Here is a 16,921-nt window from a genome sequence, read left to right on the forward strand (position 1 = left end):
GGTCGTGCCCATGCTAAAGCGCTTCGCACCCCTCGTGCCACTCGCACTCGTGACCCTGCTTTTTGGCTGCGCGGCCCAAGGCCCGGTTTCTCAGCCTCAGGATCACACCCCGGTCGCCACACAATCGGTGATCAAGGCTAAAGCTTCGTCCTCGTCGGTGTTCGGCGAGCCGGAAGAGCTGGCCACTGAAGATGACCTGGAGGCCTTCTCCAGCAACAGCAAGCCCTACCAGCTGCCCGTGCTGGCGGACAGTATTCTCGAGCGCGGCATGTCGTTGATCGGCACTCGCTACCGCTTCGGTGGTACCTCTGAAAAGTCCGGTTTCGACTGCAGCGGTTTCATCGGCTATCTGTTCCGCGAAGAGGCGGGTATGACCCTGCCACGCTCGACGCGCGAAATGATCAACGTCGATGCCCCGAAAGTGGCTCGCAACAAGCTCAAGCCGGGCGATCTGCTGTTCTTCAGCACCAACGGTCGCGGCCGCGTCAGCCATGCCGGCATCTATCTGGGTGACAACCAGTTCATCCACTCCAGCAGCCGCCGCAGCGGTGGCGTGCGCATCGACAGCCTCGGTGACCGCTACTGGAGCAAGACCTTCATCGAAGCCAAGCGTGCCTTGGCCATGGCGCCGACCAACATCGCGCGCAACTGATGGCAAAATGCTGTACCCTGCCACGGCGGCGATGCTTTGAAAAAAGCTCGCCGCCGTGCGTATTTACAGAAAGCGTCTAATCTAAATTCTCAACTCTTTTTGGCTGCAGCGCAGCAATCTCAGACAGGATGTTCTGGCCATGGTAAAGATGGCGCGCTTCGCATTTCTCTCCCTGGCAGCCTTGCTGGCGGCCTGCTCCAGCCGCGCTCCAGCGCCGGCCCCTGTGGTTCAGCCGCAGGTTTCCTACAGCCAGCCAAGCCCCTCGCCGATTGCCGATGACGTATTGATCCGTGCCATTGGCCTTGTGGGTACGCCTTACCGTTGGGGTGGCAATACGCCGGACTCCGGCTTCGACTGCAGTGGCCTGATCAAGTACGTCTACCGTGATGCTGCCGGCATCAGCCTGCCGCGTTCGACGCGGGAGATGATCGTCATGCGCGCACCCACGGTGGATGCCCAGTCGCTGCAGTCCGGTGACCTGGTGTTCTTTGCTACCAGTGGTGGCTCGCAGGTCAGCCATGCCGGTATCTACGTTGGCGAAGGGCGCTTTGTGCATGCGCCCTCGACAGGCGGAACGGTGCGCCTGGACTACCTTTCCAACAGCTATTGGGCCAAGGCGTACTTGCAGGCCAAGCGGGTGATTCCGCAGGGGCACCTGGCGCAAAACCCCTGAATACCAGGGCCGTTGCCATTGCTTCTGATTTTAAGCGCGCGATACTTCAGGCGCCGCTGATTGCGACGTCAGGAGGCCTCACTCCGGCCTCCTGACGTCGCGAAGATCAAGACCAAGATCCCCGCTGCGCCGGCGTTGGTTCAAGCCTGCTTGAGCAGCAACGCCACCCCCGGAAAATACTGCCCCAGCTCGTTGTGCAATTTGCGATAGGGGTACGGAAAGTACCAGGCAATGGCACAGGCGGTATGGTTCTGCAAATCGTCGACCAGGTCCTGCAGTTCCTCGGGGCTGGCGTGCTGGCCAGCCTTCCACGGGCTGATGAACAGCGCGGCGGCTCTCAACTGACTGGGGTAGGCCACCTGGCGCGCGAGGGCAGCGGTCTGCTGCAACGCTTCGGCCATGTCCACTCGGGCAATTTTTGGCCAGCGCTGGCTGACACTGAGGTACAGCGCTTCATCGGCACTGGTGATCGACAGGTCGCAGCGCCCTTCGTGTTCGCCTTCGTCGCGCTGCTTCTTGCCGGCAAACTGTTGCAGCGCCGTGAGTTCGGCCTGCCACGCGGCTGCGGCAAGCAGCCCGGTATTCGCGGCTGCGCCATGCCAATAAGGCGCTTCGGCATCGCCAGCAAATTGATTGAAGCGGTCGATGCAGTCCCCCCAGCGCTCCAGCACCGGGGCGAGAAACTCCAGGCGCGGGTTGTTGATGATCTGGCCTCGCATGCTGCGCTCTCCTGTTATCGTTGTAATCGCGTCCAGCTGAAAGTGATGGCTATGTGATATCACTGCATTCAGTGTGGCACAACCCGGCGAATTGGCCATTACCCAGGCGCTGCCTGTTCGGCTGCAAAGCGGCCCGCTTCGATTGACGCTCCCGGTACAACCCTCTAACCTTCGCGCGTGTTTCAGGTGCCCTGCCAGCCCCGACTGGGCAGGGTGAAACTGGGAAGCCGGTGGGCGCCAGCATGGCGCGATTCCGGCGCTGCCCCCGCAACGGTAGGTGAGTCGCGGCCGCGCAGGGCCACTGGGTACAGGTACCCGGGAAGGCGCGCAGGCCCGGGCCAAAGCCCGCTCACAAGCCCGGAGACCGGCCTGTTACTGCCAACGGCATCACGGAGGGTGATGCGCGGTGCACCGTGGCGCCCTGCCATGGCCCCTGCGCGTACTCCGTTTGCCTGCCTATTACCTGTCAGCGTGCGTTGCCACGGTGCCAGCCAGCGGAGAACCCTGATGAGCGAATCCACCGAACGTGACGAACGCCACCTGGCGCGCATGCAGCGCAAGAAGGCGGTCATCGACGAACGTATCGCCAATTCCCCCAACGAATGCGGCCTGTTGCTGGTGCTGACCGGCAATGGCAAGGGCAAGAGCAGCTCGGCCTTCGGCATGCTCGCGCGCGCGCTGGGCCATGGCATGCAGTGCGGTGTTGTGCAGTTCATCAAGGGCCGCAACAGCACCGGGGAAGAGCTGTTCTTCCGCCGCTTCCCTGAGCAGGTGCGCTACCACGTGATGGGGGAGGGCTTCACCTGGGAAACCCAGGACCGCCAGCGTGACATCGCCGCCGCCGAAGCCGCCTGGGCGGTGTCGCGCCAGCTGCTGCAAGACCCAGATGTGCAGTTTGTGGTGCTGGATGAGCTGAACATCGCCCTCAAGCACGGCTACCTCGACCTGGACCAGGTGCTTTCAGACATCCAGGCCCGCCCGCCGATGCAGCATGTGATTGTCACGGGTCGCGCGGCCAAGCCTGAAATGATCGAACTGGCCGATACCGTGACCGAGATGGGTATGCTCAAGCACGCCTTCCAGGCGGGCATTCGCGCACAGAAGGGCGTTGAACTGTGAGTCAATCGCGCCATTGCCCCGCCGTGTTGATCGCGGCACCAGCCTCTGGCCAGGGCAAGACTACCGTCACCGCCGCGCTGGCCCGCTTGCACCGTAACCTCGGGCGCAAGGTGCGCGTGTTCAAGTGTGGCCCGGATTTCCTTGACCCGATGATCCTGGAGCGCGCCAGCGGCGCGCCGGTGTACCAACTGGACCTGTGGATGATCGGTGCCGAAGAAAGCCGTCGCCTGCTGTGGGACGCCGCGGGCGAGGCCGACCTGATCCTGATCGAAGGGGTGATGGGGCTGTTTGATGGCACCCCGTCCAGCGCCGACCTGGCGCGCCACTTCGGCGTGCCGGTGCTGGCGGTGATCGACGGCACGGCCATGGCCCAGACGTTCGGCGCATTGGCCCTGGGCCTGGCGCGCTACCAGGCCGACTTGCCGTTTGCCGGGGTGTTGGCCAACCGGGTGGGCAGCCTGCGCCACGCGCAACTGCTGGAAGGTAGCCTGACCCAGGGCTTGCGCTGGTATGGCGGCTTGTCGCGCGAGCGCGGCATCGAGTTGCCCAGCCGCCATCTTGGGCTGGTTCAGGCCAGCGAGCTGAACGACCTGGATGCCCGCCTGGATGCCGCCGCCGAGGCGCTTGGCGCCAGCTGCGACGCAGCCTTGCCACCGCCGGTGAGCTTTGCCGAGCCCGAAACACAAGCGTGTGCTGCTTCGCTGGCAGGGGTGCGCATCGGCGTGGCACGCGACGAAGCGTTTGCCTTTACCTACGGGGCCAACCTCGATCTGCTGCGCAACCTCGGGGCGCAGCTGGAATTCTTCTCGCCGCTGCACGACCGCGAACTACCGGCGGTGGATAGCCTGTACCTGCCGGGCGGCTACCCCGAGCTGCATCACCATGCCCTGGCCGCCAATGCGCCGATGTGCGAGGCAATCCGCGCCCATCATGCTCAGGGCAAACCCTTGCTGGCCGAGTGCGGCGGCATGCTGTACCTGCTCGATGCCTTGACCGACGTGGCAGGCGAGCGTGCCGAACTGCTGGGCCTGCTGCGGGGCGAGGCGACCATGCAGAAGCGCCTGGCGGCCCTGGCGCTGCAGGCGGTAGAACTGCCGGAGGGCACCTTGCGTGGCCATACCTACCATCACTCGCTGACCAGCACCGAGCTGGAACCGATCGCCCGTGGCCTTAGCCCTAATGGCGGGCGTGGCAACGAAGCGGTGTATCGCTCGGGCCGGTTGACGGCCTCATACGTGCATTTCTACTTCCCCTCCAACCCGGATGCGGCGGCGGCGCTGTTGCGGCCATGAGCGAACATGCCTTCAGCGACGTCGAGCGCGCCGCGATCTACCGGGCCATTGGCGAGCGTCGCGACATGCGCCATTTTGCCGGTGGCCAGGTGGCGCCAGAGCTGCTTGCCCGTTTGCTGGCCGCCGCGCATCAGGCGCCCAGTGTCGGGCTGATGCAGCCGTGGCGCTTTATCCGCATTACCCGGCGTGACCTGCGTGGGCGCATCCAGGCCTTGGTGGAGGCGGAGCGGGTGCGCACCGCCGAGGCGTTGGGCGAGCGTTCCGATGCCTTCATGAAGCTGAAGGTTGAAGGCATCAACGACTGCGCCGAGCTGCTGGTGGCGGCCTTGATGGATAACCGGGAACCGCACATCTTCGGCCGCCGCACGCTGCCGGAAATGGACCTGGCCTCGCTGGCCTGTGCCATCCAGAACCTGTGGCTGGCTGCGCGTGGCGAAGGGCTGGGCATGGGCTGGGTGTCGCTGTTCGAGCCGCAGGCTTTGGCCGCTTTGCTGGGCATGCCTGCGGGCGCCAAACCGGTGGCGGTGCTGTGCCTGGGGCCGGTCACCGAGTTCTACCCGGTGCCGATGCTGGTGCAGGAAAACTGGGCCGAAGAGCGGCCCTTGAGCGAAATGCTTTACGAGAACCAATGGGGAGAGCGTCAATGAGCGTGGCCTTGCTGACCGTGGCCGGGGTAGCCCTGGACGCTTTGCTGGGCGAACCGCAGCGGCGTCACCCGTTGGTGGCTTTTGGCAACATGGCCAGTAACCTTGAGCGCCGCCTGAATGCCGGCGGGCGCGGCTGGCGTAGCCATGGGGTGAGTGCGTGGTTTCTGGCGGTGGTGCCGCTGACCCTGGTGGCGCTGGTCTTGTCGTGGCTGCCTTACATCGGCTGGCTGGTGGATGTGCTGGCGCTGTACTGCGCCGTGGGGCTGCGCAGCCTGGGTGAGCATGTGCTGCCGGTGGCCAACGCGTTGCGCCAAGGCAACCTTGAAGAGGCGCGTCGGCGCGTCGGCTACCTAGTCAGCCGCGAAACCCGCGAACTGGATGAGCCGGCAGTGGCCCGGGCGGCCACCGAGTCGGTGCTGGAGAACGGCAGCGATGCGGTGTTCGCCGCGCTGTTCTGGTTCGTGGTAGCTGGCGCGCCGGGTGTGGTGCTGTATCGCCTGAGCAACACGCTGGATGCCATGTGGGGCTACCGTAACGAGCGCTTCGAACGTTTCGGCTGGTGCGCGGCGCGTATCGACGACGTGCTCAACTACCTTCCCGCAAGGCTGGTGGCGCTGACTTATGCGCTGCTGGGCAAGACCCGCCTGGCCCTGGCCTGCTGGCGCAAGCAGGGCCCCCTGTGGGACAGCCCTAACGCCGGCCCGGTGATGGCTGCAGGTGCCGGTGCACTGGGCGTGGAGCTCGGTGGCCCGGCGGTGTACCACGGCGAGCTTCATGAGCGGCCGCGCCTGGGCGAGGGGCCAGTGGCCGATGCCGATGCCATCGAGCGTGGTTGGGCCCTGGTGCAGCGGGGGGTGTGGTTGTGGCTGTTGTTGATCTGCCTGGGGGCTTACATCAATGCTTGAACACGGTGGCCGCCTGCTGCGCGCAGTGCAGCAGTATGGCATTCCTCGCGAGCAGTGGCTCGACCTGTCCAGCGGCATCGCACCCTGGCCATTCCCGATCCCACCGATTCCTATGGATGCGTGGGCGCGTCTACCGGAGGTCGAGGACGGCCTGGAAGACGCTGCACGCGCGTACTACGGTGCCAGCCAGCTGCTGCCGGTAGCGGGCTCTCAGGCCGCAATCCAGGCTTTGCCGCTGCTGCGCGCCGCAGGCCGGACAGGGGTGCTGACGCCATGTTATGCCGAACACCCGTACGCCTGGCAGCGGGCGGGACATCAGTTGGTTGAGCTGGACGAGGCACAGGTTGACGCAGCGCTCGATAGCCTCGACGTGCTGGTGCTGGTCAACCCCAACAACCCGACCGGGCGGCGGGTCCCGCGTGAGAAGCTGTTGGCTTGGCATGCGCGCCTGGCTGCGCGCGGTGGCTGGCTGCTGGTCGATGAAGCGTTCATGGACAACACCCCGGCAGACAGCGTGGTGGACTGCGCGGGTCGCGAGGGCCTGATCGTGCTGCGTTCATTCGGTAAATTCTTCGGTTTGGCCGGAGTGCGGCTGGGCTTCGTCGCCGCTGAGCGCAGCCTGCTGTTGCGTCTGGCCGAGTTGCTTGGCCCTTGGACCGTCAACGGCCCGACCCGGGTGCTGGCCCAGGCAAGCTTGGCCGACGAAGCTGCGCAGCGTTTGCAGACTGAACGTTGCGCTGCTGCCAGCAAGCGCCTTGCCACCTTGTTGGCTGGCACAGGCCTGGCGCCAAGCGGCGGTTGTGACCTGTTCCAGTACGTGCGCAGCGAGCGTGCCGCGCCGTTGCATGACTTTCTTGCCCGTCGCGGCATCCTGGTGCGCCTGTTCGAAAACCCTCCGGCCGTGCGCCTGGGGCTGCCCGAGAGTGCGGCCGACGAACAGCGCCTGGCCCAGGCGCTGACCGACTATCAAAAGGAATCGGCATGACCACCCTCATGGTGCAAGGCACCACCTCCGATGCCGGCAAGAGCACGCTGGTGACCGCATTGTGCCGCTGGCTGTTGCGCCAGGGCGTCGCTGTGGTGCCGTTCAAACCGCAGAACATGGCGCTGAACAGCGCGGTAACCGCCGACGGCGGCGAAATTGGCCGCGCTCAGGCAGTGCAGGCCCAGGCGTGCCGGCTGGCGCCGCATACCGACATGAACCCGGTACTGCTCAAGCCCAACAGCGACACCGGTGCCCAGGTGATCATTCATGGCCGTGCGGTCACCAGCATGAATGCGGTGGCCTACCACGACTACAAGGCCATCGCCATGCAGGCGGTGCTTGCTTCGCACCAGCGCCTGAGTGCCGCCTGGCCGGTGGTCATGGTCGAGGGCGCCGGGTCACCGGCAGAGATCAACCTGCGGGCCGGCGACATCGCCAACATGGGCTTTGCCGAAGCCGTCGATTGCCCGGTGATCCTGGTCGCCGACATCAACCGTGGCGGCGTGTTCGCGCACCTTGTCGGCACGCTGGAGCTGCTTTCGCCCAGTGAGCAGGCGCGGGTCAAGGGCTTTGTCATCAACCGCTTCCGTGGCGACATCGCCCTGTTGCAGCCGGGGCTGGACTGGCTGGAGCAACGCACCGGCAAGCCGGTGCTGGGCGTGTTGCCCTACGTCACCGATTTGCACCTGGAAGCCGAAGACGGCATCGATGTGCGCCAAGGCGCCAAAAGCGAGCGTGTGCTCAAGGTGATCGTGCCGGTACTGCCGCGCATCAGTAACCACACCGACTTCGACCCGCTGCGCCTGCACCCGCAGGTGGACCTGCAGTTCATTGGCCCGGGCCAGCCGATTCCGGCTGCCGACCTGATCATCCTGCCGGGCTCCAAGAGCGTGCGTGGCGACCTGGCGCAACTGCGCGAGCGCGGTTGGGACAAAGCCATCGAGCGGCACCTGCGCTACGGCGGCAAGCTGATCGGCATTTGTGGTGGCCTGCAGATGCTGGGCCGTGAAGTGCATGACCCGCTAGGCCTCGAGGGCCCTGCCGGATCGAGCCCGGGGCTTGGCCTGCTGGATTACGCCACGGTGCTTGAGGCCCAGAAGCAGTTGCGCAACGTTGCCGGGGTACTGAACCTTGAAGCGGCCCCGGTTGCCGGTTATGAGATTCACGCAGGCGTCACCACCGGCCCTGGTTTGGAACAGCCTGCCGTGCAACTGGCTGATGGTCGTTGTGATGGCGCGGTGAGCGATGATGGGCAGATCCTTGCCACCTACCTGCACGGCCTGTTCGAGGGCAGCCACTCGTGCGCCGCGCTGCTGCGCTGGGCCGGCCTGGAAGATGCCCAGACCATCGATTACGAAGCCCTGCGCGAGCGCGACATCGAGCGCCTGGCCGACCTGGTGGAAAAACACCTGGACACCACGCGCTTGCGCCAACTCTGTGGGGTAGCCTGACATGCGCAGCCTGATCCTCGGTGGCGCCCGCTCTGGCAAGAGCCGCCTCGCCGAACAGTTGGCCAGTGCCAGTGGCCTGCCGGTGACCTACATTGCCACCAGCCAGCCGCTGGACGGTGAAATGAACGAACGTGTGTTGCTGCACCGCCAACGCCGTCCGGACGACTGGGGGCTGATCGAAGAACCGCTGGCCCTGGCCGCTGTGCTGCGCGCCGAAGCGGCCGAAGGCCGTTGCCTGCTGGTGGACTGCCTGACCCTGTGGTTGACCAACCTGCTGATGCTTGAAGATGACCAGCGCCTGGCTGAGGAACGAGATGCCCTGCTGGTCTGCCTTGAGCAGTTGCCTGGCACCCTGATCCTGGTCAGTAACGAAACCGGCCTGGGCGTCGTGCCCATGGGCGAGCTGACCCGGCGTTATGTCGACCTGGCCGGCTGGCTTCACCAGGCCGTGGCCGAACGTTGTCAGCGCGTTGTGCTGACCGTGGCCGGCCTGCCCTTAATGCTTAAAGGACCTGCACTATGACACAAGCCTGGTGGCGTGATGCCTGCCAACCCCTCGATAACGCCGCCATGGACCAGGCCCGCGCCCGTCAGCAGCAACTGACCAAGCCTGCCGGTTCGCTTGGCCAGCTTGAAGGCCTGGCCATTCAGCTTGCCGGCCTGCAGGGGCGTGAAAGGCCGGTGCTGGATCAGGCCGCCATCACTGTTTTTGCCGGTGACCACGGTGTGGTCGAGGAGGGTATCTCAGCTTACCCGCAGGCGGTGACCGGGCAGATGCTGCGCAACTTCCTAGGGGGTGGTGCAGCGATCAGCGTGCTGGCGCGCGAGCTGCAGGCCAGCCTCGAAGTGGTCGACTTGGGCACCATCGACCCTGATCTGGCCTTGCCGGGCGTGCACCACTTGCGCCTTGGGGCCGGTACGGCCAACTTCGCTCGCCAGCCGGCAATGACTGAAGGCCAACTGCAAGCTGCTTTGCAGGCGGGCCGCGACAGCGCGCTGCGTGCTGCCGAACGGGGTGCGCAGCTGTTCATCGGTGGCGAGATGGGGATAGGCAACACCACAGCCGCCGCCGCCTTGGCCAGCGTCCTGCTGGGCTGCCCGCCTGCTGAACTGAGCGGCCCGGGCACGGGCCTGGACAGCGCGGGTGTGAGGCACAAGGCCGAAGTCATTGAGCACGCCCTGCGCTTGCACAAGTTGCAGGCTGCGGACCCGCTGCAAGCCTTGGGTTGCGTCGGTGGCTTTGAGATCGCTGCGTTGGCGGGCGCCTACATCGCTTGTGCGCAGGCGGGTATCGCCGTACTGGTCGACGGCTTCATCTGTAGCGTTGCCGCGCTGGCGGCGGTGCGCCTTAATCCGCAGTGCCGGGCGTGGTTGCTGTTCGCTCACCAAGGGGCGGAACCCGGGCACAAAGCATTGCTCGAGGCCTTGCAGGCCGAACCGCTCCTGGCGCTGGGCCTTCGTTTGGGTGAGGGCAGTGGTGCTGCGCTCGCCGTGCCGCTGCTGCGCCTCGCCTGCGCGCTGCACGGGCAGATGGCGACGTTCGCCGAAGCTGCGGTGGCGGACCGCCCGGCATGATCCTCGACTTGTTGCGCCATGGCGAAACCGAACAGGGCGGCCTGCGCGGCAGCCTTGACGATGCGTTGACTGACAAGGGCTGGGCGCAGATGCGTGGTGCCGTGGCCGAGGCAGGGCCCTGGGAGGTGCTGGTCAGCTCGCCGCTGCAGCGCTGCGCCCGCTTTGCCGATGAACTGGGGGCGCAGTTGAATTTGCCGGTGCAACGAGAACCCGGCCTTCAGGAGCTGCATTTTGGCGACTGGGAGGGCCGAAGCGCTGCGCAGATCATGGAAGACCAGGCGGATGCTCTGGGTCGGTTCTGGGAGAACCCCTACGCCTTTACGCCACCCAATGGCGAGCCAGTCGAGGCGTTTGCCGAACGTGTGCTGGCTGCTGTCGAGCGGCTGGGCCGTCAACATGCTGGCAAGCGCGTGCTGCTGGTCACCCATGGCGGTGTGATGCGGCTATTGCTGGCCCGAGCCCGTGGCTTGCCGAGGGCGCAGCTGCTGCAGGTTGAGGTGGGGCATGGTGCGCTGGTGCGGCTGGTACAGGGTGTCGATGGCCAGTGGGTCGAGGCGTGCTGAAATGTTGCCATTCTGGATTGCCTTGCAGTTTCTCAGCAGCCTGCCCGTAAGCCTGCCAGGCATGCCGGCACCACGTGAAATGGGGCGTTCGCTGCTGTTCTACCCGCTGGTCGGGTTGCTGTTCGGCTTACTGCTGTGGCTGGCCAGCCATCTGCTGCAAGGTACGCCAGCACCGCTGCATGCCGCTTTGCTTCTGACAGTGTGGGTGTTGCTCAATGGTGCCTTGCACCTGGATGGCCTGGCCGACAGTGCTGATGCCTGGCTGGGTGGCTTCGGCGACCGTGAACGCACCTTGCAGATCATGAAAGACCCGCGCAGCGGGCCGATTGCCGTGGTCACCCTGGTATTGGTGCTGTTGCTGAAGTTCTGCGCCTTGTGGGTGCTGGTGGAGCAGGGCATCGGAGCGCAATTGCTGCTGGCGCCCTTGATTGGTCGGGCGGCAATGTTGGCCCTGTTCCTGGGTACCCCCTACGTGCGCTCGGGTGGCCTGGGCCAAGCCCTGGCCGATCATCTGCCGCGCCGTGAGGCCTATTGGGCTTTGCTGGGCAGCGCGGTCATGTGCCTGGTCGCAGGTGGCTGGGGCGCATGCTGGATACTGTTGCTGACAGTCGCTGTATTTGCAGGGTTGCGGCAACTGATGTGCCGGCGCCTTGGCGGGACCACCGGGGATACCGCTGGCGCGATGGTGGAGTTGCTTGAGCTTGCTGTGGTGCTGGGTTTGGCCGTGGGGCTCTGAGCGATCGGTTGCTGTTACCTCCAAGGCGAAATTTCTTGCAACACCTATGACGCGGGTATATACACGTATCCATGCTGCCCAGTGAATGCATCTGTACCCATCTACGTCGCGCTGCCCGTGGGGTGAGCCGACATTACGACGAAGCGCTTGCCGGCTTTGGGGTCAATGTCGCCCAGTTTTCCCTGTTACGCCATCTGCAGCGGCTTGATCGCCCTAGCATCACGACCCTGGCCGAAGCGATGGGCCTGGAGCGCAGCACCTTGGGCCGCAACCTGCGGGTGCTTGAGGCCGAGGGGCTGTTGGCCCTGGTGGATGGCGATGACCAACGCAATCGCGTGGTGCTGCTGACCGAAGCGGGTAAGCAGCTATTGTGTGACGCCCATCCCGCCTGGGAGCAGGCTCAAACGGAGCTGGTGGAGCGACTGGGGGCAGGGCAGCGGGATGAGCTGGTGCGTTTGCTGGGCCAACTGGCCTGAATCGATACGACTATAAGCGGGTATATACCCGCAAAAACCTTGCGATGTGCTGGAGATAACGACAATGACTTCGGTGTGGCGAACCAGCGGTTGGGTATTGGTGGGGGCGGCGTTGATCCTGGCGCTTTCCTTGGGTGTGCGACATGGCTTTGGCCTGTTCCTGGCGCCGATGAGCGCCGATTTTGGCTGGGGGCGTGAGGTGTTCGCCTTTGCCATCGCCTTGCAGAACCTGATCTGGGGGCTGGCCCAACCCTTCGCCGGAGCCTTGGCCGACCGCCTGGGTGCCGCGCGGGTGGTGATCATCGGTGGCATTCTCTATGCCGTCGGTTTGATCCTGATGGGCATGGCCGATTCGGCCTTGTCGTTGTCGCTCAGTGCCGGCTTGCTGATCGGCATCGGCCTGTCCGGCACGTCGTTCTCGGTCATCCTTGGCGTGGTCGGGCGTGCTGTGCCTGCCGAGAAACGCAGTATGGCGATGGGGATTGCCAGCGCTGCCGGTTCGTTTGGCCAGTTCGCCATGCTGCCCGGTACCTTGGGTCTGATCCAGTGGTTGGGGTGGTCGGCGGCGTTGCTGGTGTTGGGCCTGATGGTGGCGTTTATCGTGCCCTTCGTCGGCCTGCTGCGCGACCGCCCGCTGCCCAGCCATGGCGCCGAACAGACCCTGAGCCAGGCACTGCGCGAGGCGTGCTCGCATTCCGGCTTCTGGTTGCTGGCGCTGGGCTTTTTCGTCTGCGGCTTCCAGGTGGTGTTCATTGGTGTGCACCTGCCGGCCTATCTGGTAGACCAGCACCTGGCTGCAACCACCGGTACCACGGTGCTGGCGTTGGTCGGCCTGTTCAATATCGTAGGTACTTTCACTGCTGGCTGGCTGGGTGGTCGCATGTCCAAGCCGCGTCTGCTGACCGGGCTTTACTTGCTACGTGCGGTGGTAATCCTGCTGTTCCTGTGGGCGCCGGTGAGCGAGTTCAGTGCTTACCTGTTCGGTATCGCCATGGGCCTGCTGTGGCTGTCCACAGTGCCGTTGACCAATGGCACCGTGGCGACGGTGTTCGGGGTGCGCAACTTGTCCATGCTCGGCGGTATCGTCTTCCTGTTCCACCAGCTTGGGGCCTTCCTCGGTGGCTGGTTGGGTGGGGTGGTGTATGACCGCACTGGCAGCTACGACCTGGTCTGGCAGATTTCCATCCTGCTCAGCCTGCTGGCTGCCGCCCTTAATTGGCCGGTGCGCGAGCGTCCGGTTGCCCGCTTGCAGGCCCAGGCCGCATGAACCGCTACCTGGCCCGTGGGGTGCTGGCCCTTGCTGCTTTGGCGCTGTTGGCACTGGTGTGGTGGGGCTGGCATCAGGGGGGGATGGCATTGATGCAACTGGGCATGGGTGTTTGTTAGGCGCTACCCTGCAAGCTCAAGGATCGTCATGCGGGAGAAACGAATCATGCGTGCACATTGGTTGATGGTGCCGGTGCTGGCCCTGCTAGCCAGCACATCGAGCTGGGCTGCCGATTGCCCGGCCGTGTTGCAGGGTAGCCTGCCGGAATTGCGTGGGAAGGGTCAGGTCGACCTGTGCCAGCGCTTCGCCGGCAAACCGCTGGTGGTGGTCAATACCGCCAGCTATTGCGGTTTTGCGCCGCAGTTCGAGGGGCTTGAGGCGACGTACAAGGAGTATCACGAGCAAGGCCTGGAAATGCTGGGCGTGCCGTCCAATGACTTCAAGCAGGAAGATGCCGACAGTGAGAAGACCGCCAAGGTTTGCTATGCCAACTACGGTGTCACCTTCACCATGACCAAGACGCAGCCGGTACGGGGTAAGGATGCGATACCACTGTTCGCTGAATTGGCCAGCCAGAGCAGTGCGCCGAAGTGGAATTTCTACAAATACGTGGTGGACCGTAAGGGTAAGGTGATTGGGAATTTCTCCAGCCTGACCAAACCGGATGACCCGGCGTTCAGGGCTGCTATCGAAAAGGCCATCGCTTCGCAGCAGTGAGGCGGTTTTCTGACTGTGTTTGATGCTGAGGACTGATAGCGAAAAGCGAAAAGCGAAAAGCGAAAAGCTAAAAGCAAAAAAGTGCTGGTTCTTATGTGGCGCAAAGTCCATTTGCTTTGGCGACGCTGACTCACCTTTTCGCCCTTACGGCGAGTCACTTTTTGTCAAACGCGACAAAAAGTAACCAAAAAACGCTGCGCTCCCATCATCCGGCCCCTACGCTGCGCTTCGGGGTTCCCTCACTCCGGCCTTGCTCCCGGGAGGACCGCGCTGCAGGCCCCATCCTGGGGCCCAGCGCTTGACGGGCATCCATGCCCGTCACCTCACTCCGCAAGGCCTGCGTTCGGCCTCCTGAAGTCGCGAAGATCAAGATCAAGATCAAGAACGAGAGCGAGAGCGAGAGCGAGAGCGGGAGCGGGAGCGGGAGCGGGAGCGGGAGCGGGAGATGCGTCCGCTGTTGTTACTTCAGTTCGCATGCACCGTCATCGCCACCAGCCGCACCACCACCGGCCTCACCATCAACACACAGACAAACGCCACCGGCATTGCCAATTGATAGGCCTTCAGCACATTGCTCAGGTACTCCGGGTTAACCCCGGCATTGGCCGCTGTGATCACGAAGCACATCAGCAGTGCCATGATCGACGACATGTAAAAGGCAAAAACGTAAGGTGTGGCGCCCGGGCGTAACTTGCGTCGGCTGCGCGACTGGGACAGGTTCCTCATGCGAACTCCTGAAACGTGAGTGGAGGCGCAGGTTAGCAACGCATCCTCCTGCACCTGTAGACCCGCAGGATTGAGTTCTTTATAAAGAGATTCTTACGAATCCAAGGGCTCAAATGGACCTGCTCAACGCCATCCGCAGTTTCATCAAGGTTGTCGAAGCCGGCAGCATTGCCGCTGGCGCCCGCAGTCTGGGGCTCAGCCCGGCCGCGGTCAGCCAGAACCTGGCTCGGCTAGAGGGCCACTTGCAGGTGCGACTGCTCAGCCGTACCACACGCAGCATGGCTGTGACCCCCGCTGGCGCCCAGTATTACGAGCGTGTGAAGCATATCGAGCGTGACCTGGCGCTGGCCGAACAGGCGGTCACCACCCCCGACAGCGAACCCCAGGGGCGGTTATGTATTGCCTCGACTTCAGCGTTCGGTCGTCACGTGCTGGCGCCGCTGATACCTGCCTTCAGTGCCCGCTACCCATTGCTTTCGATAGAGTTGGTAACGACTGATCGCCGAGTGAACCATGCCCGAGAAGACGTCGACGTGAGCCTGCGTATTGCCCCTCAGCTGGAAGACCAGCTAATGGCCCGGCACATTGCCCGTATCCCGTTCATCTGCTGTGCCTCACCCGGGTACCTGCAAAGCGCCGGCGTACCCGCCACGCCTGAGGCCCTGCGCGACCACCGCTGCCTGGTGTTTCGCTATCCGGTGGATGGGCGCTTTCTGCGCTGGGGCTTCATGCGCGACGGCCTGCGCTTCGAGGCGGAATTCGGCAGCGTATTGATCAGCGATGACATCGATGCCCTGACCCAGATGGCCCTGCACGATGGTGGCATCACCCGCCTGGCCGAGTTCATCGTGCGGCCACACCTGGCCTCCGGTGCGCTGGTGCCCTTGTTCGAATACAGCGACCGCGGGCAAGCCTACGCCCAGACCGAGCCGATGGATATCTACCTGTGCCTGGCCGACCGTTTTGCCATGACCACCAAGGTACGCGTGTTCATGGATTATCTGCGCGAGTGCCTGGGTGACAGTTGGCAGGTGCAGGCATGAAAAAACCGCCACGGGGGCGGTTTTTTGTGTGGCGGGTACGAATCAGAAGCGGTAGGTGAGCGAAGCACCGATACCGTGGGCGCTGTTTTCGTACTTGGCCTGGTAGCTGCCTTTGGTTGCGCTTACCTGATTGACCTTGGTGTCTTCTTCCCACAGATAGGAATAGGCCACGTCGATGGTCATGTCGTCGTTCGGGCTCCAGCCGGCACCCAGGCTGAACACTTTGCGGTCGCCGGTCGGGATGCGTGGCGAGCGGTCGTGGTTGTTGGTCGGCGACTGGTCGACGGTGAAGCCGGTACGCAGTACCCACTCCTTGTTGACCTTGTACGACGCACCAATCGCGTGGGCCCAGGTGTCATGCCAGTTCTGTTCTTCGGTGATGGTCTGGAACGCCGAACCTGCCAGTGGGGCCGGCACATCGTTCTGCACGGTGATGTCTTTCAGGCGGCTCCAGCGGGTCCAGGTGCTACCTGCGTACAGGGTCCACTGGTCGTCCAGCTCATGGGTAACCGAAAGGTCGACAGACTCGGGCGTCTTGATCTTCAGGCTGGCGTCGAACTTGTTGCCGTTGAATGGCCCGATCAGCGGCGTGCTGACGCGGGTCTTGCCTTCGAGCTTGTAGTCGACCATCGAGTGGTAGGTAAGGCCGACGCGGGTGCGGTCGGTGGCTTGTACCAGGATACCGATGTTGTAGCCAACGGCGGTATCGTCGCCCTTGATCTTCACTTCGCCATCGTTACGGCCAGGCGTGAACGGGTTGATCAGGTTTGAGCCCAGCTCACCCTTGATGCGGTTGATGGTCGGGCCGAAGCCGATCGAGACCTTGTCGTTGAAGGCATAGCTGACAGTCGGCTGGAAGGTGACAACCTCGACGTGGCTCTTCTTGCCCCAGTAGCGTGCGGCGTCATCGCTGCCGTAGTCGGTTACCAGGCCGAATGGTACGTAGACGCCGAAACCGACGCTCCAGTGGTCGTCGATCGGCTTGACGTAGTAACCCATCGGTACGCCAACCAAAGGCACCATGTCACCATCGGTTTCCCCCCCGAGGTTGCTGCCCCGGCCCGAGATGTCGGACTTGGCGATGACGGCAGCGCCGCCCACGGTGAATTGTTCGCGTTTGAGGCGGGACATGCCTGCCGGGTTGCCAAACACGGTGCTGGCATCTTCGGCAGAAGAGGAACGTCCCGCGAAACCTGTCCCCATGCTGCTGATGCTCTGTTCGTTGAGCGCGAAGCCGCTGGCGAGCAGTTGGCTGGAAGCAAGAGCAACGGCTACGCCGAGGGAGGTTTTGAGCATGACTTTTTTCATTATTAGAAAACTCCTTGGGATCTCCGGGGCGAAAAGCTACCAACAAATCACGCGCTGCGCTATAGCC

At 63.9% G+C, this 16,921-nt stretch carries 20 protein-coding genes and 1 riboswitch; of the genes, 17 read left to right on the forward strand and 3 right to left on the reverse strand.

Features of this window, described 5'->3' with window-relative positions; genetic code table 11:
* Nucleotides 1–10 precede the first annotated feature (10 nt).
* Nucleotides 11–652 carry a C40 family peptidase gene (locus FHW75_RS11080; protein ID WP_019099296.1) on the forward strand — a complete coding sequence of 214 codons (642 nt, stop codon included), beginning with the start codon at nucleotides 11–13 and terminating at the stop codon, nucleotides 650–652.
* Between the two features lie 139 nt (nucleotides 653–791).
* Complete coding sequence (locus FHW75_RS11085) at nucleotides 792–1,325, forward strand: C40 family peptidase (RefSeq protein ID WP_016715467.1); 534 nt, start codon at nucleotides 792–794, stop codon at nucleotides 1,323–1,325.
* Between the two features lie 140 nt (nucleotides 1,326–1,465).
* Here the strand turns inward: FHW75_RS11085 and FHW75_RS11090 are convergent, their stop codons facing one another.
* Nucleotides 1,466–2,044, reverse strand: coding sequence for a hypothetical protein (locus tag FHW75_RS11090; protein WP_019099295.1), 579 nt, complete (start codon nucleotides 2,042–2,044; stop codon nucleotides 1,466–1,468).
* Nucleotides 2,045–2,211: 167 nt separating this feature from the next.
* Nucleotides 2,212–2,432, forward strand: a riboswitch (cobalamin riboswitch).
* Between the two features lie 119 nt (nucleotides 2,433–2,551).
* On the opposite strand from FHW75_RS11090, the gene cobO reads away from it, so the two are divergent.
* From cobO to FHW75_RS11155, 14 genes are all read left to right on the forward strand, one after another.
* Nucleotides 2,552–3,163, forward strand: coding sequence for a cob(I)yrinic acid a,c-diamide adenosyltransferase (gene cobO / locus FHW75_RS11095; RefSeq protein WP_016715469.1), 612 nt, complete (start codon nucleotides 2,552–2,554; stop codon nucleotides 3,161–3,163).
* Complete coding sequence (locus FHW75_RS11100; RefSeq protein ID WP_027609866.1) at nucleotides 3,160–4,455, forward strand: cobyrinate a,c-diamide synthase; 1,296 nt, start codon at nucleotides 3,160–3,162, stop codon at nucleotides 4,453–4,455. Before cobO ends, FHW75_RS11100 begins: the two co-directional genes overlap by 4 nt.
* Complete coding sequence (bluB, locus tag FHW75_RS11105; RefSeq protein WP_016715471.1) at nucleotides 4,452–5,102, forward strand: 5,6-dimethylbenzimidazole synthase; 651 nt, start codon at nucleotides 4,452–4,454, stop codon at nucleotides 5,100–5,102. The genes FHW75_RS11100 and bluB overlap by 4 nt, the downstream gene beginning before the upstream one ends.
* Complete coding sequence (gene cbiB, locus FHW75_RS11110; protein WP_016715472.1) at nucleotides 5,099–6,007, forward strand: adenosylcobinamide-phosphate synthase CbiB; 909 nt, start codon at nucleotides 5,099–5,101, stop codon at nucleotides 6,005–6,007. The genes bluB and cbiB overlap by 4 nt, the downstream gene beginning before the upstream one ends.
* Nucleotides 6,000–6,992: a threonine-phosphate decarboxylase CobD gene (cobD, locus tag FHW75_RS11115; RefSeq protein ID WP_019099293.1), complete on the forward strand. Its 993-nt coding sequence runs from the start codon at nucleotides 6,000–6,002 to the stop codon at nucleotides 6,990–6,992. The genes cbiB and cobD overlap by 8 nt, the downstream gene beginning before the upstream one ends.
* Complete coding sequence (locus tag FHW75_RS11120; protein ID WP_019099292.1) at nucleotides 6,989–8,443, forward strand: cobyric acid synthase; 1,455 nt, start codon at nucleotides 6,989–6,991, stop codon at nucleotides 8,441–8,443. Before cobD ends, FHW75_RS11120 begins: the two co-directional genes overlap by 4 nt.
* 1 nt (nucleotide 8,444) lies before the next feature.
* Nucleotides 8,445–8,966, forward strand: a complete 522-nt coding sequence (gene cobU / locus FHW75_RS11125) for a bifunctional adenosylcobinamide kinase/adenosylcobinamide-phosphate guanylyltransferase (RefSeq protein ID WP_016715475.1) — start codon at nucleotides 8,445–8,447, stop codon at nucleotides 8,964–8,966.
* Nucleotides 8,963–10,018, forward strand: coding sequence for a nicotinate-nucleotide--dimethylbenzimidazole phosphoribosyltransferase (gene cobT / locus FHW75_RS11130; protein ID WP_025754892.1), 1,056 nt, complete (start codon nucleotides 8,963–8,965; stop codon nucleotides 10,016–10,018). Before cobU ends, cobT begins: the two co-directional genes overlap by 4 nt.
* Nucleotides 10,015–10,581, forward strand: a complete 567-nt coding sequence (locus FHW75_RS11135) for a histidine phosphatase family protein (protein ID WP_025754893.1) — start codon at nucleotides 10,015–10,017, stop codon at nucleotides 10,579–10,581. The genes cobT and FHW75_RS11135 overlap by 4 nt, the downstream gene beginning before the upstream one ends.
* A gap of 1 nt (nucleotide 10,582) precedes the next feature.
* A complete protein-coding gene (locus tag FHW75_RS11140) occupies nucleotides 10,583–11,317 on the forward strand; it encodes an adenosylcobinamide-GDP ribazoletransferase (RefSeq protein ID WP_183673648.1) in 735 nt (244 codons plus the stop codon).
* A gap of 71 nt (nucleotides 11,318–11,388) precedes the next feature.
* On the forward strand, nucleotides 11,389–11,793 hold the full coding sequence (locus FHW75_RS11145; protein WP_016715479.1) for a MarR family winged helix-turn-helix transcriptional regulator: 405 nt from the start codon (nucleotides 11,389–11,391) through the stop codon (nucleotides 11,791–11,793).
* Between the two features lie 64 nt (nucleotides 11,794–11,857).
* Nucleotides 11,858–13,060 carry an MFS transporter gene (locus FHW75_RS11150; RefSeq protein ID WP_016715480.1) on the forward strand — a complete coding sequence of 401 codons (1,203 nt, stop codon included), beginning with the start codon at nucleotides 11,858–11,860 and terminating at the stop codon, nucleotides 13,058–13,060.
* A complete protein-coding gene (locus FHW75_RS26775) occupies nucleotides 13,057–13,179 on the forward strand; it encodes a hypothetical protein (protein ID WP_256204610.1) in 123 nt (40 codons plus the stop codon). Before FHW75_RS11150 ends, FHW75_RS26775 begins: the two co-directional genes overlap by 4 nt.
* Nucleotides 13,180–13,225: 46 nt before the next feature.
* Nucleotides 13,226–13,777, forward strand: coding sequence for a glutathione peroxidase (locus FHW75_RS11155; protein WP_019099289.1), 552 nt, complete (start codon nucleotides 13,226–13,228; stop codon nucleotides 13,775–13,777).
* A gap of 465 nt (nucleotides 13,778–14,242) precedes the next feature.
* Here the strand turns inward: FHW75_RS11155 and FHW75_RS11160 are convergent, their stop codons facing one another.
* Complete coding sequence (locus tag FHW75_RS11160; protein WP_027615810.1) at nucleotides 14,243–14,503, reverse strand: DUF2798 domain-containing protein; 261 nt, start codon at nucleotides 14,501–14,503, stop codon at nucleotides 14,243–14,245.
* Nucleotides 14,504–14,616: 113 nt separating this feature from the next.
* Between FHW75_RS11160 and FHW75_RS11165 the strand changes: the two genes are divergently transcribed.
* Entirely contained in the window at nucleotides 14,617–15,546 is a 930-nt protein-coding gene (locus FHW75_RS11165) for a LysR family transcriptional regulator (protein WP_019097076.1), read from the forward strand.
* A 42-nt stretch (nucleotides 15,547–15,588) separates the two neighbouring features.
* On the opposite strand, the gene FHW75_RS11170 is transcribed toward FHW75_RS11165, so the two are convergent.
* A complete protein-coding gene (locus FHW75_RS11170) occupies nucleotides 15,589–16,854 on the reverse strand; it encodes an OmpP1/FadL family transporter (RefSeq protein WP_019097077.1) in 1,266 nt (421 codons plus the stop codon).
* Nucleotides 16,855–16,921: the final 67 nt, after the last annotated feature.

This window comes from Pseudomonas sp. OG7 (assembly GCF_014192825.1).
Taxonomy (GTDB): Bacteria; Pseudomonadota; Gammaproteobacteria; order Pseudomonadales; family Pseudomonadaceae; genus Aquipseudomonas; species Aquipseudomonas monteilii.